Consider the following 13,657-nt stretch of genomic DNA (forward strand, 5'->3'; position numbering starts at 1 on the left):
TGATCCCCCGCGCGAATGATCGCAAGCGTTACGGGGGCGAAACCGCGCGCCCATAACCGCCGATCGTGCGTTGCGCGCACCATGACCGAGATCAAGACCGCCGCGCTGATCGTCAACGCCATGTCGCGCAAGGGCCGCAAGCTCTTCAAGCGCGCCTGCAAGCGGCTCGGCGACCTGCCCTATCCGGTCACCCCCTATGCGGTGAAGAACCCCAGGCAGCTCGAGGCGACCGTCCACAAGGCGCTCGACAGGAACCCCGATCTCGTCATTCTCGGCGGCGGCGACGGCACCGTCAGCGGGCTCGTGGACCTGCTCGTCGGGAAGGGCGTGCTGCTCGGCGTCCTGCCGCTCGGCACCGCGAACAGCTTCGCGCGCACGCTGGGCATCCCGCTCGATCTCGACGGCGCGATCGACGTCCTCGCTCACGGTGCGCCGCGGCGGATCGATCTGGGGATGATCGACAAGGACTATTTCGCCAACTGCGCCGCGATGGGGATCAGCCCCAAGATCGCGGAGACCGTGCCGCACGGTCTCAAGAAATATCTCGGCCGCATCGGCTATCTCGGCTGGGCCGCGGTGCAGTTCCTGAAGTTCGAGCCGTTCACGCTGATCGTTGACGACGGCACGCAGGTTCACCGGATGCGCGTCGTCGAGGTCCGCATCTCCAACGGCCCCTATCACGGCGGCACCGAGCTGGTGGACGAGGCCTCGGTCGATTCGGGCGAGATCGTCGTCCAGGCGGTGCGCGGCCATGTGAAGCGGACGCTCGTCAAGAACTGGCTCGCCAGCGTCCTGCGCCACGACGCCCGGCACGAGGACACCGTCAGCTTCTCGGGCAAGTCGCTGAAGGTTTCGACCGAACCCCCGCTGCCGATCTCGATCGACGGAGAGGTCCTCGCCCGCACCCCGGTGACCGCGAAAATCGCGGCCGGCGTGATCGAGGTGATGGCGCCGCGGCCCTAGCTCTCCGTTCCCGACACCCGTCATCCCCGCGCAGGCGGGGATCGATCTCCCGATGCTCTATCAAGCAGAGCCGGCGCGCATGTGGTTGACTTGCGAAGATGGATCCCCGCCCGCGCGGGGATGACGTAAGGGGGGATGACGCGGAAGATCACCCCACCGGCATCGCCTTCCCCGCTGGCTCGCACTCCGCCTTCGCCTGCTCCCCCGCCTCACGCGGATCCGTCGGCGCGACCAGCCGCGTCCGCCGCCACCCGCCATGCCGGTAATAGGCGATGGTCATCAGCATCGACGCCAGGAACCCCGCCGGAAAGCTCCACCAGATCGCATCCGATCCCCACGCCGGATCAAACCACGCCGCCATCCCGAACCGCACCGGAAACATCGCGATCGCCAGGATCGCCAGCGGCCCCATCACCGCGCCGTTCGCGCGTACCGTCGCCGATAGCACCATCGACACCCCGAACAGCACGAAGCTCCAGCTCACCAGCAGGTTGATGCGCGTCGCGATCGCGATCGACCCCGCATCGTCGCCCAGGAACAGCCACAGCACGTGCCGATCGAGCAAGGTCAGCAGCAGCACCAGCGCCCCCGTCAGCGCGAGGTTCATGACAAGCCCCGCGCGCGTGATCCGGTCGACCCGGTCCCAGTGCCCCGCGCCGATATTCTGCGCCGCCATCGCGCTCACCGCCGCCCCCACCGACATCGCGGGCATCTGGATATAGGTCCACAGCTGGTTCGTCGCGCCGTACGCCGCGGTGGTCGACGTGCCGTGCCGATTGACCAGCCCCACCATCGCCAGCGCCGACGTCGACACCACCAGCATCTGCAACCCCATCGGGAAGCCCTTGACGACGATCGTCTTCAACAGGTCCCGCGACGGCAGCAGATAGCGCAACTCGGCGCCTTTCAAACGGATCGTCAGGTCGCGAAAATGGATGAACGCGATCAGCGCGAACAGCGACACGCTGTTGGCGATCAGCGTCGCCACCGCCGATCCCTCGATCCCCATCGCCGGGATCGGCCCCCAGCCGCGGATGAACAGCGGGTTCAGCGCCACGTCGATCACCGATCCCAGCGCCATGAACTTCAGCGGCGTCATCGAATCGCCCGTGCCGCGCAGCGCCATCGTCAGCAGCACCGCGACGAACCCCGGCGGCATCGCCACGAAGATCACGCGCAGATACGCCAGTGCCAGCGGATACACCTCCGCCGGCGTCGCCAGCACCCGCAGGATCGCGGGCGCCGCGATCCAGCCGACCACGACGGTCGCGACCGAAATCACGCTGAACAGCCCCAGCGCCGATCCCAGCACGCGCCGCACCGCATCGATGTCGCGCCGGCCCATCTGCTGGCCGATCAGGATCGTCGCCGCCATCCCGAACCCGAAGACCGCGGCGATCAGCAGGAACATGATGATGTTCGCATTGGTCGTCGCCGCCAGCGCGCGCTCGCCCAGAAACTGCCCGATCCAGATCGCGTTGATCGATCCGTTGAGCGACTGGAGGATGCTCGATCCCAGCGTCGGCAGCGCGAACGCGAACAGCGTCGACGCGATCGGCCCTGAGGTCAGGTCGCGGGGCCCCGCACGGGTCTGTCTCTGGTCGCTCACGTTCGCCCCCAATCCCGTCATCCCCGCCCCCCGTCATCCACGCGAAGGCCGGGATCCATCTCCTACGCTCCGATACCGCAAATCCGTCGCATCGATCAGACCTGCAGGAGATGGATCCCCGCCTGCGCGGGAATGACGCCTGAAACGCCGATTCACCCCAGCCGCCCCAGCGCCGCGTGCAGCCGCGCCGCCTCGGTCGCCTTCTCGGCATGATCCGCCTTGGCCTTCTCGACCGCCTCGGGCTTCGCGCGCTCGACGAAGCTCGGATTGGACAACCGCCCGTTCAGCGCATCACGCTCCTTCTCCGCCGCAGCGATCGCCTTGCCCAGCCGCGCACGCTCCGCATCGAGGTCGATCACGCCCTCCAGCGGCAGCACGAACGTCGCCTCGTCGACGACGACCTGCGCCGCTCCGCCAGACGCATCGCCCTCCGCGATCTCGACCCGCGCCAGTCGCGCCAGCACCGCGCGCTGCCGCTCCAGCCGCTCGATCGTCGCCCCGCCCGCGTCGCGGACGTGCATCGGCAGCCGCGCGCCCGGCGGCACGTTCAGCTCGGTCCGCGCGGTGCGCACCTCGCCGACCAGCCGGATCACCCAGTCGATCTCCGCCGCCGCCGCCGGATCGATCGAACGCGCATCGGGCATCGGCCACTGCGCCACGATCAGGTCGTGGTCACGCTCACCGAGCGCATGCCAAAGCTCCTCGGTGATGAACGGCATGAAGGGATGGAGCAGCACCAGGATCCGGTCGAGCACCCAGCCCGCCACCGCCTTCGTCTCGTCGTCGATCGTCCCGCGGACGTCGCCCACCGACACCGGCTTGATGAGTTCCAGATACCAGTCGCAGAACTGGCTCCACACGAACTGGTAGATCGCGTTCGCCGCCGCATCGAAGCGATATTCGCCCAGCGCTAGATCGACCGCCTGCACCGTGCGGATCGTCTCGCCGATCACCCACGTGTTGACCGCAAGCGTCGCCTCGGGCGCGTCCTGCGTGGTCGAGCCGCCGATCCCGTTCGCCTGGCAGAAGCGGCTGGCGTTCCACAGCTTCGTCGCGAAGTTGCGATACCCCTCGACGCGCTTCTCATCCATCTTGATGTCGCGCCCCTGGCTCTCCATCGCCGCCATGAAGAAGCGCAGCGCATCCGCGCCATAGGTGTCGATCAGCCCCAGCGGATCGACCGTATTGCCCTTCGACTTCGACATCTTCGCGCCATCCGCCGCGCGGACAAGGCCATGGAGATACAGCGTCTTGAACGGCACATCTCCCATGAAATGCAAGCCCTGCATCATCATCCGCGCGTTCCAGAAGAACAGGATGTCGAAGCCAGAGATCAACACGTCGTTGGGATAACGCCCGCCGAGCGTCAGATCCTCCCCGGCACGGGGAGGGGGACCGTCCGGCGAAGCCGGATGGTGGAGGGGGGCGTCCACGGGCGGCATCGCGTGCGGCGCACCCCCTCCACCATGCTGCGCATGGTCCCCCTCCCCGTCCCGGGGAGGATCGCTCGGCCACCCCATCGTCGCGAACGGCCACAAGGCGGAGGAGAACCACGTATCGAGCACGTCGGGATCTTGATACACATTACGACGATTGCCCCCCGACTTACCGCTGTAACTCGTACTTCCTACACCGTGCTTTTCGGCGACAAGATTTACATCACTCGGGTCAACGTTGTAATATTCAGCAAACTGTTTTTTAACACTAAACTCATCGCTACCAACGACGATATGACCGTCTGCAAATGTAAATAGCGGACTGCTGTGATAGCCAACGCGTTCATTCTCGGTCTCGTAAACATCTCGCTTAGCGCCGAACCACGCCGGAATCCGGTGCCCCCACCACAGTTGCCGCGAGACGCACCAGGGCTGGATATTCTCCATCCAGTTGAAGAACGTCTTCTCCCACGTCTTCGGCACGATGCGGATCGCGCCCGATCGCACCGCCTCGATCGCGGGCTTCGCCAGCGTCGCGGCGTCGACATACCATTGGTCGGTCAGCCACGGCTCGATCACCACGCCCGACCGGTCGCCATAGGGCGTCTGGATCGTGCGCGGCTCGGCATCATGCTCGACACCGTCCTTGTCGACATGCGGGATCAGCAGGCCCTCCGCCTTCAGCCGCGCGACCACCGCCGTGCGCGCCTCCGCGGTCGAGAGCCCAAGCAGGTCGTCCGGGATCAGCCCGTCCGCGGTCTGGATCACGCGCGCCTTCGCATCGAGCATGTTGAGCATGTCGCGCGCCTCGATCCCCGCGCGCTTGCCCACCTCGAAATCGTTGAAGTCGTGCCCCGGCGTGATCTTCACCGCGCCCGATCCCAGTTCGGGGTCGGCATGGTCGTCGGTTACGATCGGCACCAGCCGCCCCGTGATCGGCAACCGCACGTTCTTTCCCACCAGATGCGTGTAGCGCGCGTCGCTCGCGTTCACCGCCACCGCCATGTCCGCCAGCAGCGTCTCGGGCCGCGTCGTCGCGACCTCGATATGCCCGCTGCCGTCTTCCAGCGGATAGCGCAGGTGCCAGAACGACCCCCGGATCTCGCGCGTCTCTACCTCCAGGTCGCTGATCGCGGTGCCGAGACCCGGATCCCAGTTCACCAGTCTCTTGTCGCGGTACAGCAGCCCCTCGGCATGCAGGTCGACGAACACCTTGAGGACCGCCTTCGAGAAGCCCTCGTCCATCGTGAACCGCTCGTTGGCCCAGTCCATCGAGCAACCCAGCCGGCGCAGCTGGCGCGTGATCTCGCCCCCGCTCTCCGCCTTCCAGTCCCACACCTTCGCGACGAACTCGTCGCGCGTGAAGTCGGTGCGCTTCTGCTGCTGGAGCGCCATGTTGCGCTCGACCACCATCTGCGTCGCGATTCCGGCATGGTCGGTGCCGACCACCCACAGCGCGTCCTTGCCCTTCAGCCGCGCATGCCGCGTCAGGATGTCCTGCAGCGTGTTGTCCAGCGCATGGCCGATGTGGAGCGACCCCGTCACGTTGGGCGGCGGATTCACGATCGTCCACGGCTCCGCGCCGGCGCGCTCCGGGCGGAACTGCCCGGTCGTCTCCCAATGCGCGTACCAGCGGCGTTCAATATCGGCGGGGTCGAAGGTCTTGGCGAGTTCGGTCATGCTCCCGCCTTTAGCCATGCGCGCCGCACCTGCAAAGCCGGCAGGGACACACCCCGGAATCGGCGGGAACCGGTAATTAATCTTCTTGCGTCATACCGTTACGGCTAGAACGGGACGATCCATGCACACCATCATCCACACGCAAAACCGCGTATTGCGCGAACTGATCCGCCAGTTCGTGGAACAGATGGACAGCGGCGTCCCCTACGAGCGCACCGAATTGCTGGATCGCCGCATCGATTTCTCGCGCAAGTTCCACGCCTATCTCGCCGCGCTCGACACGCTGGTGAAGGCGGCGCAGCCCGACGCCGCCGAGCTTTCGCTCATCCGGGCCGCACGCGAATTCTCGTCGGCCTCACGTCTGTTGCTGTGCGATTACAGCGCGCATCTCCAGCACTGGACCCCGCGCGAGATCACCGCAGACTGGCCCGCCTATTGCGCCGCGGTACGTGGCCTCCAGACCGGATTGCTCACGTTGTTCGACCGGCAGGAACAGAGCCTCCTCCCGCTCCTCGCCCCAGTCCAGCGCTCCGCCGCCTAGGCCCTCAGCCCGCGGGCGTCCCGGTCCACCGATCCATCCAGCCGAGCACCTCGCGATACCATTGCCGCGAGTTGTTGGGCTTCAGCACCCAATGGTTCTCGTTCGGATTCACCACCAGCCGCGACGGGATCCCGCGCCGCTGGAGCGCGGTGAACGTCGCCAGCCCCTGCGTGTACGGGATGCGATAATCCTTCTCGCCGGTGATGACGAGCATCGGAGTCTTCCAGTTGGTCACGTAGTTGACCGGGTTCCATTTTTCGAACGCGGCGGGGTCTTCGTAATAGGTCTTGCCGCCATGCTCCCACTCGTCGAACCACAGCTCCTCGGTTTCGTACGCCATCGCGCGTGCGTCGAAGACGCCGTCATGCTGGACGATGCACTTGAACCGGTCGGGCCACTGCCCCTCGATCCAGTTCATCATGTAGCCGCCATAGGACGCGCCCAGCGCGCAGGCATTGCCACCGTCGAGCCACGCGAATTTCGCGGTCGCCGCCGACAGCCCGGCCTTCAGGTCCTCGAGCGGCCACCCACCCCAGTTGTTGCTGATCGAATCGGTGAACGCCTGCCCGTATCCGGTCGATCCGTGGAAATCGACCGCGACCAGCCCGTATCCCGCGCCCGCGAACACCGCCGGGTTCCAGCGATACGACCAGCTGTTGTTGCTCGATCCCTGCGGGCCCCCGTGGACCATGTACGCGACCGGCACCTTGCCCGCGCTGCCATAGGGCTTCACCGCATAGCCCCATACGGTATCGCCGTTCGCGCCCTTGAAGTTGAACCGCGTGACGGTCGGCATGTCGACGCCCGCCAGCTTGCTCGCATTGACGCTCGTCAGTCGGACGGGCTTGCCCTTGCCGGCCACCGCATAGAAATCGTCGGGCGCGGTCAGGCTGCTCATCGCAACGACGACGCCCTTCGCGGTCGGCGCGACCGCCGCGACATGCCCCTCCTGCGTCAGGCGCGTCACCTTCCCGCTCGCGGGATCGACCGCGAACACCGGCGTCTCCTGCGTGTCGTCGGCGGTCACGTAGATCCGCTTCGAATCGGGGCTCCACGCGATCGACCCGACCGAACGGTCCCAGCTTTCCGTCACCGCGCGCACCTGCCCGCTCGCGAGATCGCGCAGCATCAGCACCTGCCGGTCGGCTTCGAACCCCGGCCGCTTCATCGCGAAATAGGCGAGCGATTTCCCGTCCGGCGACACCGTCGGCAGATTGTCGGTCGCGTCGTTGGCGTCGGTCAGGTTCATCGGCGGTGCCGATCCGTCCGCGGGCGCGGAGAATATGTCGAGATTGGTCGAGGTCGCCTCGATCCGCCCCGCCTCGCGCAGCGCGAAGTACACGGTCTTCCCGTCCGCGCTCCACGACACTTCCTCCGCCCCGCCGAACGGCTTCGACGGCGCGTCGCCGATCAGCTTTCCGCCGATCGCCACCCCGTCGCCCGGCGCGCCGTCCGCGCCCGAAGGCAGCACGAAAAGCTGCGAGCGCGTCCCGTCCGCCCATGTATCCCAATGCCGCACGAACAGCTGGTCATAGGTCCGCGCCTGCCCGGCCGCCGGGTCCTTCTTTTCCATCGCGGGCGCCAGCGTCGGCGCGCCGGGCTTGCGATCCGCCCACACGACGATGCGGTCCCCGGTCGGCGCGACCTTGAACCCGCCGAACCCGCCCTGGAATCCCGTCAGCTTGCGCGCGCCCGTCCCGTCGAGCGCGATCGACCACACCGCATCGTCGCCGCCCTTGTCGGACTGGAAATAGACCGTCTGCCCCACGATCTGCGGGCTCGTTTCGTTGACGTCCGCCTCGGCGACCAGCTTTTCGGGCTTTGCTCCGCGCTTCGACAGGTCGAGCCGCCACAGGTCGAACCGGCCCTTGTCCGCCGCCAGATCGGTCTCGCGCTGCTGCCACACCAGCCAGTGTCCGTCTGCCGACACCACGGGCCCCGCTACCCGGCTGAGCCCGACGACGTCGTCGATGGTCAACTGGCGTGCGGCCGCAGGCGTAGCGGACGCGGCGGCGATCGCGAGCAGGCTCGCGCAGATCAGATGCTTCATGGCCGCGATATTAAGCAGATCGTATCGCGCGCGACAATCCGTCGATGGAGGAGGCAAGAACCAGCGACGTTACGCCATCGCCTCGAGCGACAGGAACCGCGGGTTGTGGCACCGTGCACCACAGCGCTTTCGTACCCGCTCGAAGGGAGGGGTCCAGATTGCCTCACCCTTCGCGGGGACACAATGACCCAAGCGATGCCCTCAGCCCGCCTCGCCGGTGATCCGTGCGATCTCGCGCGCCACCATCGTCTCCACCATCGCGGGCAGGTTGGCGTCGATCCACTCCGCCAGCATCGGGCGGAGCATCTCGCGAACCAGCCCTTCCAGCGTCCCGTCGCCCGACGGTTCGGGCTTCACCATCAGCCGCGACAGCGTGTCGAACGCGCCGCGCGTCGCTTGCGCCGCCTGCTCCGACGCGATCCGCGCCCTCGGCTCCTCGACTGCAGGGGGTGGCGCGGGGGGCGTCGGCGCCACGCGCGGAGGGAGCGCCTGCGCCTTGGGCGCGCGCGGCGGCATCGGGTCGCTCAATTCCAGCACCTCGTCGATCGTGTCGCCGTCATCGTCGTCCTCGACCGGCGCGACCGCCACGGACCGCGGCGACGGCGTACGGCGCGGCCGTTGCGGCGTGTCGCCTTCCTCCGCGATGATGCGCTTGATCGACGAAAGAATGTCCTCCATCGACGGCTCGGCGCTCAGATCCCCCATTGCGTCCGCTTCCCTCAATTCGCTCGCGAACCGGATCATGACGTCACCGGTTCGGCGCGTTGGAGCCTGTCGTCAACGCCGGGTTCCTGTCAACCTCGTCCTTGAGCGCAGGATCGAGCGGACGCGTCACGATCGCGGTCTGCGCGGGCGTCGTCGCGGTGGTCGGCGCGACGGGCTGCGCGTCCTTGTCGCTCGAAAAGTCGTTGAACCGCCCGCGCACCCGCTCGTAGTTCGTCACCGGGTTGTAGAGCGCGCCGCCCTCCAGGTTCAGGTCGCGCGCCTCCGCCTCGCCCATCGCCGCCAGCAGCGCGAAGCCTGCGACATAGGCGTCGCGCCGCGCGGTCACCAGCGTCACCTGGCTATTGAGCAGCTCCTGCTCCGCGTTCAGGATGTCGAGGATCGTGCGGTTGCCGACGCTGTTCTCGGCGCGCACGCCCTCCAGGCTCAGCTTGTTCGCCGCGACCGCCGCCTCCGCCGACTGGATCACCTCGCGTGACGAGCGCCACGAGGCATAGGCCGAGCGCGTCGAGGCGACGATCTGCCGCTCGGTCGCGGTCGCCTGCTCGATCGCCTGCCCGCGCAGCGCCTGCGCCTGCCGGATCTGTGCCGACACGCGCCCGCCCTGCAGGATCGGCAGTCGCAACCCGAGGCCGAGGCTCGCCGCGGTCCCGCTCTGCCCGGCGCCCAGCCCGGTGCCCTGCCCCAGCGAGCCGAGGTAATTGACGTAGTTCGCGCCTGCATTCACCGCGAGCTGCGGCAACCGACCGGCGCGCGCCACGCTGATGTCGTAGCGCGTCGCCTCGCGCAGCCGTTGCGCCGCCAGCAGCGACGGATTGTTGCGGATCGCCACCTCCACCGCAGCATCGGGCGATACGGGCAGGTTCGGCAGCACCGGCGGCGCGTCGAGCACCCCCGGCACCGTGCCGACCAGCCGCACGTAATTCTCGCGGCTGCCGATCAGCGTCGCCTGCGCGGTCTGCAACTGCGCGCGCGCCAGGCTCAGCCGCGCCTCGGACTGCGCCACGTCGGTGCGCGTCAGGTCGCCGACCTGGAAGCGGTCGCGGCTCGCGTTCAGGTTGGTGTCGAGCACGCGGACGTTCTGCGTGTTCAACGCGACGATCGCCTCGTCGCGGATCACGTTGTTGTAGGCCGACACCACCTCGGTGAACAGCGACGCCTCGGTCCCGCGCAGGTTCGCCTGTCCCGCCTCGACCCGCGTTTCCGCCGCGCGCACCGCATTGCGGACCCCGCCGCCATTATAGATCGGCACCGACACCGTCGCGCCCGCCCGCGCCACGCGCTCGGGGGTGGTGAACGAATTGCCGCTGCGGACCAGGTTGTCGTCGATGGTGCTGGTCACCCCGAAGGTCGGCCGGCCAGCCGCGCGCGCGATCGGCACGTTCTCGTCGGTCGCGCGCTGCTGCGCCCGGCTCGCGGTCAGCGTCGGGTTGCTTTCATATGCCTTGAGCAGCGCATCGCGCAGCGTCTCGGCAGCAGCCGGCACCGCCGTCGCTGCGACCGCGCCGGCGAGAAGGATCGATCGCGAAAGGCGCATGACTGTCCCTAGAAACTGAACCCGCGCGGCGCCGCGAACCCGGGCAGCACCGCACAGTCGACATCGACGAAATCCACCAGGCCGGAGCCGCCCGCGGTCCGTCGCCCCGCCGCCAGCCGCGTGACGCCGCGGTCGACCAGCCCGGTCGCGATCCGCCCGCCCTCGCGCACCTGCGACACCAGCGTATGCGGCAACGTCTCGACCGCGCCGTCGACGATCAGCACGTCGTACGGCCCGCCCGCATCGTGCCCGACGCCCAGCGCGCCCTCGACCAGCTCGACATTGCCGACGCCCGCCAGCGCGGTCCGCGCGTGCGCGACCAGCGCGGGCTCGCTCTCCACCGCGACCACCGACGCGACGATCCGCGACAGCACCGCCGCGGCATAGCCCGTCGCCGCACCGATCAGCAGCACCCGGTCGGTCGCCTGCAGATACGCCTCGGTCAGCAACCGTCCCGTCGCCATCGGCAGGTTGGCGACACGTCCCCCCGCCAGCGGCAGCATCCCGTCGCGATACGCCAGCGGCGCCAGGTCGGCGGGCAGGAAATCCTCGCGCGCCACCGTCGCCATCGCGGTCACGACGCGCGGATCGTTCACCGCGTTGGTCCGCAGCTGGCTCGATACCATCGCCTTGCGCATCGTTTCGAAACTCGGGGTCTCGAAGCTCGGAGTCTCGAGGCTGGGCGCCTCGCCGGCGGACATCGGGATCGCGGTCGTCATCATGGGGTATCCTGTCGCACAACTGTTTTAGTGATGCAATACACTTTGCTCGATCCCCGTCCTCTATCGCGTCGGGGGAAGCACGCCAAGCGTCCGCACATCTGCCGCGGGGTTGACACGCCAGCGCCGCCGCCGCAATGGCGCGCCCTCGCATCGGCGGCCCGATGGCGGAGTGGTGACGCAGAGGACTGCAAATCCTTGCACCCGGGTTCGATTCCCGGTCGGGCCTCCAACCTATCCCATGTAAGCCGCAAGCGCCGTCACCAGCGGCTCGTCCGCGGGCGGCATCGCGAGGCGCCCCAGCGCATCCGGCGCATGCCAGGCCAGCGCGCTAGCCTCCAGCGCCTCGGGTACGCCCCGCCAGCGCCGCACCGCGTAGAGCAGCAGGATCAGATGGACGCCGTCCGCGCCCGTCGTCGCGAATGTCACCGGCACCGCGTCCGCCGCGTCGACCCTGATCGCGAGTTCCTCCACCAGTTCGCGGACCAGCGCCTGCTCGCACGTCTCGCCTGGCTCGACCTTGCCGCCGGGGAATTCCCAAAGCCCGCCATGCGCCTTGCCCTCGGGCCGGCGCTGGACGAGCACGTGGCCCGCATCGTCGATCAACGCCGCCGCGGCGACGAGGATCGTGCGAATCATGGGCGTATCGGTCAACGCGTCAGCCTTTCCTTAACCTCGTCGTGCAACGAGTGGCAGCATGAGCGATCCCGCGCCATCGTCGTTCGCCCGCCTGCGCCGCAGGGCCGGGCGCCTGCTCCGCGACCGGCGGGGAGGCACCGCAATCGAATATGGCCTGATCCTCGCCCTTGTAACGCTGACCATGCTCGCCGCATTCCAGGGCGTTGCGGACACCAGCGTCGCGCTGTGGGGCAATGTCAGCAACAAGGTCGCCGCGGCGCGCTGACATCTTTGGGTAAGGATCCGCCTTAAACGTTTCTCAACCTCCCATGGCTAGTGATTCGCTTGCTGGCCCGGTTCCCCGGTTCAGCCGGGTGATATGAAGCTTCTCTAGATACATCGGAGACCGGAACATGCAGAAGATCCGCACTTTCCTGAAGAACAGCAAGGGCGCGACCGCTATCGAGTACGGCCTCATCGCCGCGCTCATCGCCGTCGCCGCGATCGCTGCGATGCAGGGCCTGGGCAACCAGCTCAAGACGACCTTCTCGAACGTGCAGACCAACATGAAGGCCACCTGAGCCTTCTGGACGTCTGTTACGAAGAGGGCGGCGGAACGCAGGTTCCGCCGCCCTTTTTCGTACGTGCCGCCCCGCCAGGAGCTTCCGTTCGCACTGAGCAATAGTGGCACCAAGCCTACCCGATCCGCCCCATCGCCAGGAACTTCTCCCGCCGCCCCCGGCGCAGCGCCTCCGCCGACTGCCCGTCGAGCCCCGCCAGCGCCTTCTCGATCGCATCGCCCAGCGCGACCATCGCCGCCGCGGGATCGCGGTGCGCGCCACCCATCGGCTCCTTCACGATCGTATCGATCACGCCCAGGCTTTTCAGGTCCTGCGCGGTCACCTTCATCGCCTCCGCCGCCTCCGCCGCCTTGTCCGCGGTACGCCACAGGATCGAGGCGCAGCCCTCAGGCGAGATCACCGAATACACCGCGTGCTCGAACATCAGGATCCGGTTGCCCGCCGCCAGCGCCACCGCGCCGCCGGAGCCGCCCTCGCCCACCACCGAGGCGATCATCGGCACGCCCAGCGCCAGGCATGCCGCGGTCGACCGTGCGATCGCCTCCGCCTGCCCGCGCTCCTCGGCCTGGATGCCCGGGAACGCGCCCGAGGTGTCGACCAGCGTGACGACGGGCAGCCCGAACCGGTCCGCCAACTCGACCAGCCGGATCGCCTTGCGATACCCCTCGGGCTTGCCCATCCCGAAATTGTGCCGGAGCCGCGTCGCGGTGTCGTCGCCCTTCTCGTGGCCCAGCACCATCACGCGCCGCCCGCGAAACATCGCGAACCCGCCGATGATCGCCTGGTCGTCCGCGAAAGCGCGATCGCCCGCCAGCGGCACGAACTCGTCGAACAGCGCGGCGACATAATGCTTGAAATGCGGCCGCTCGGGATGCCGCGCCACCTGCGTCTTCTGCCACGGCGTCAGGCTCGCGAAGGTATCCTTGAGCATCCGGTCCGACTTGGCCTGGAGCTTGGCGATCTCGGCGCCGATGTCGACACTGCCGTCGCTCGCGGTTTCACGCAGTTCGTCGATCCGCGACTGGAGTTCGGCGATCGGTTTCTCGAAATCGAGGAAGGTCGGCATGATACGATCGAAATCCCTGTCACCGTTCGGGTTGAGCCTGTCGAAGCCTGTCCTGAGCTTCGCCGATGGGCCCTGCCCTTCTTTTCAACGGCCATAAGAAATGCTGCCCACGGCATCGGGCAAACGGATTGACG

The 13,657-nt window shown here is 67.7% G+C and carries 12 protein-coding genes and 1 tRNA gene; 5 read left to right on the forward strand and 8 right to left on the reverse strand.

Annotation, left to right across the window (positions count from 1 at the left end; translation table 11 throughout):
• Positions 1-81: 81 nt before the first annotated feature.
• Positions 82-963 carry a diacylglycerol/lipid kinase family protein gene (locus tag ACV7NO_RS13055; RefSeq protein ID WP_463406414.1) on the forward strand — a complete coding sequence of 294 codons (882 nt, stop codon included), beginning with the start codon at positions 82-84 and terminating at the stop codon, positions 961-963.
• Between the two features lie 148 nt (positions 964-1,111).
• On the opposite strand, the gene ACV7NO_RS13060 is transcribed toward ACV7NO_RS13055, so the two are convergent.
• Together ACV7NO_RS13060 and ACV7NO_RS13065 are read right to left on the reverse strand one after the other, a co-directional pair.
• A complete protein-coding gene (locus ACV7NO_RS13060; protein ID WP_463406415.1) occupies positions 1,112-2,572 on the reverse strand; it encodes an MATE family efflux transporter in 1,461 nt (486 codons plus the stop codon).
• A 152-nt stretch (positions 2,573-2,724) separates the two neighbouring features.
• Positions 2,725-5,688, reverse strand: coding sequence for a valine--tRNA ligase (locus ACV7NO_RS13065; RefSeq protein WP_463406416.1), 2,964 nt, complete (start codon positions 5,686-5,688; stop codon positions 2,725-2,727).
• 121 nt (positions 5,689-5,809) lie between these two features.
• On the opposite strand from ACV7NO_RS13065, the gene ACV7NO_RS13070 reads away from it, so the two are divergent.
• A complete protein-coding gene (locus tag ACV7NO_RS13070) occupies positions 5,810-6,229 on the forward strand; it encodes a hypothetical protein (RefSeq protein WP_463406417.1) in 420 nt (139 codons plus the stop codon).
• Between the two features lie 4 nt (positions 6,230-6,233).
• On the opposite strand, the gene ACV7NO_RS13075 is transcribed toward ACV7NO_RS13070, so the two are convergent.
• From ACV7NO_RS13075 to ACV7NO_RS13090, 4 genes are all read right to left on the reverse strand, one after another.
• Positions 6,234-8,279: a prolyl oligopeptidase family serine peptidase gene (locus tag ACV7NO_RS13075; protein WP_463406418.1), complete on the reverse strand. Its 2,046-nt coding sequence runs from the start codon at positions 8,277-8,279 to the stop codon at positions 6,234-6,236.
• A gap of 201 nt (positions 8,280-8,480) precedes the next feature.
• Entirely contained in the window at positions 8,481-8,984 is a 504-nt protein-coding gene (locus ACV7NO_RS13080) for a DUF2497 domain-containing protein (protein WP_463407346.1), read from the reverse strand.
• Between the two features lie 43 nt (positions 8,985-9,027).
• Complete coding sequence (locus ACV7NO_RS13085; protein WP_463406419.1) at positions 9,028-10,539, reverse strand: TolC family outer membrane protein; 1,512 nt, start codon at positions 10,537-10,539, stop codon at positions 9,028-9,030.
• Positions 10,540-10,547: 8 nt separating this feature from the next.
• Positions 10,548-11,177: a protein-L-isoaspartate O-methyltransferase family protein gene (locus tag ACV7NO_RS13090; protein ID WP_463407347.1), complete on the reverse strand. Its 630-nt coding sequence runs from the start codon at positions 11,175-11,177 to the stop codon at positions 10,548-10,550.
• A gap of 239 nt (positions 11,178-11,416) precedes the next feature.
• Here ACV7NO_RS13090 and ACV7NO_RS13095 point away from each other — a divergent pair.
• Positions 11,417-11,490 (forward strand) — tRNA-Cys (locus tag ACV7NO_RS13095).
• 2 nt (positions 11,491-11,492) lie between these two features.
• On the opposite strand, the gene ACV7NO_RS13100 is transcribed toward ACV7NO_RS13095, so the two are convergent.
• Positions 11,493-11,897, reverse strand: coding sequence for a (deoxy)nucleoside triphosphate pyrophosphohydrolase (locus ACV7NO_RS13100; RefSeq protein WP_463407348.1), 405 nt, complete (start codon positions 11,895-11,897; stop codon positions 11,493-11,495).
• 58 nt (positions 11,898-11,955) lie between these two features.
• On the opposite strand from ACV7NO_RS13100, the gene ACV7NO_RS13105 reads away from it, so the two are divergent.
• Positions 11,956-12,162: a Flp family type IVb pilin gene (locus ACV7NO_RS13105; protein WP_463406420.1), complete on the forward strand. Its 207-nt coding sequence runs from the start codon at positions 11,956-11,958 to the stop codon at positions 12,160-12,162.
• 127 nt (positions 12,163-12,289) lie between these two features.
• Complete coding sequence (locus tag ACV7NO_RS13110) at positions 12,290-12,457, forward strand: Flp family type IVb pilin (RefSeq protein ID WP_463406421.1); 168 nt, start codon at positions 12,290-12,292, stop codon at positions 12,455-12,457.
• A gap of 115 nt (positions 12,458-12,572) precedes the next feature.
• Here ACV7NO_RS13110 and ACV7NO_RS13115 read toward each other — a convergent pair whose 3' ends face one another.
• Positions 12,573-13,523: an acetyl-CoA carboxylase carboxyltransferase subunit alpha gene (locus tag ACV7NO_RS13115; protein ID WP_463406422.1), complete on the reverse strand. Its 951-nt coding sequence runs from the start codon at positions 13,521-13,523 to the stop codon at positions 12,573-12,575.
• Between the last annotated feature and the right edge of the window lie 134 nt (positions 13,524-13,657).

Source organism: Sphingomonas sp. Ell38C01 (assembly GCF_055231975.1).

Coding starts and splice junctions, on each gene's coding strand:
- ACV7NO_RS13055 (WP_463406414.1), top strand. CDS start 82: ATGACCGAGATCAAGACCGCCGCGCTGATCGTCAACGCCATGTCGCGC.
- ACV7NO_RS13100 (WP_463407348.1), bottom strand. CDS start 11,897: ATGATTCGCACGATCCTCGTCGCCGCGGCGGCGTTGATCGACGATGCG.
- ACV7NO_RS13070 (WP_463406417.1), top strand. CDS start 5,810: ATGCACACCATCATCCACACGCAAAACCGCGTATTGCGCGAACTGATC.
- ACV7NO_RS13110 (WP_463406421.1), top strand. CDS start 12,290: ATGCAGAAGATCCGCACTTTCCTGAAGAACAGCAAGGGCGCGACCGCT.
- ACV7NO_RS13080 (WP_463407346.1), bottom strand. CDS start 8,984: ATGGGGGATCTGAGCGCCGAGCCGTCGATGGAGGACATTCTTTCGTCG.
- ACV7NO_RS13075 (WP_463406418.1), bottom strand. CDS start 8,279: ATGAAGCATCTGATCTGCGCGAGCCTGCTCGCGATCGCCGCCGCGTCC.
- ACV7NO_RS13085 (WP_463406419.1), bottom strand. CDS start 10,539: ATGCGCCTTTCGCGATCGATCCTTCTCGCCGGCGCGGTCGCAGCGACG.
- ACV7NO_RS13105 (WP_463406420.1), top strand. CDS start 11,956: ATGAGCGATCCCGCGCCATCGTCGTTCGCCCGCCTGCGCCGCAGGGCC.
- ACV7NO_RS13115 (WP_463406422.1), bottom strand. CDS start 13,523: ATGCCGACCTTCCTCGATTTCGAGAAACCGATCGCCGAACTCCAGTCG.
- ACV7NO_RS13090 (WP_463407347.1), bottom strand. CDS start 11,177: ATGCGCAAGGCGATGGTATCGAGCCAGCTGCGGACCAACGCGGTGAAC.
- ACV7NO_RS13065 (WP_463406416.1), bottom strand. CDS start 5,688: ATGACCGAACTCGCCAAGACCTTCGACCCCGCCGATATTGAACGCCGC.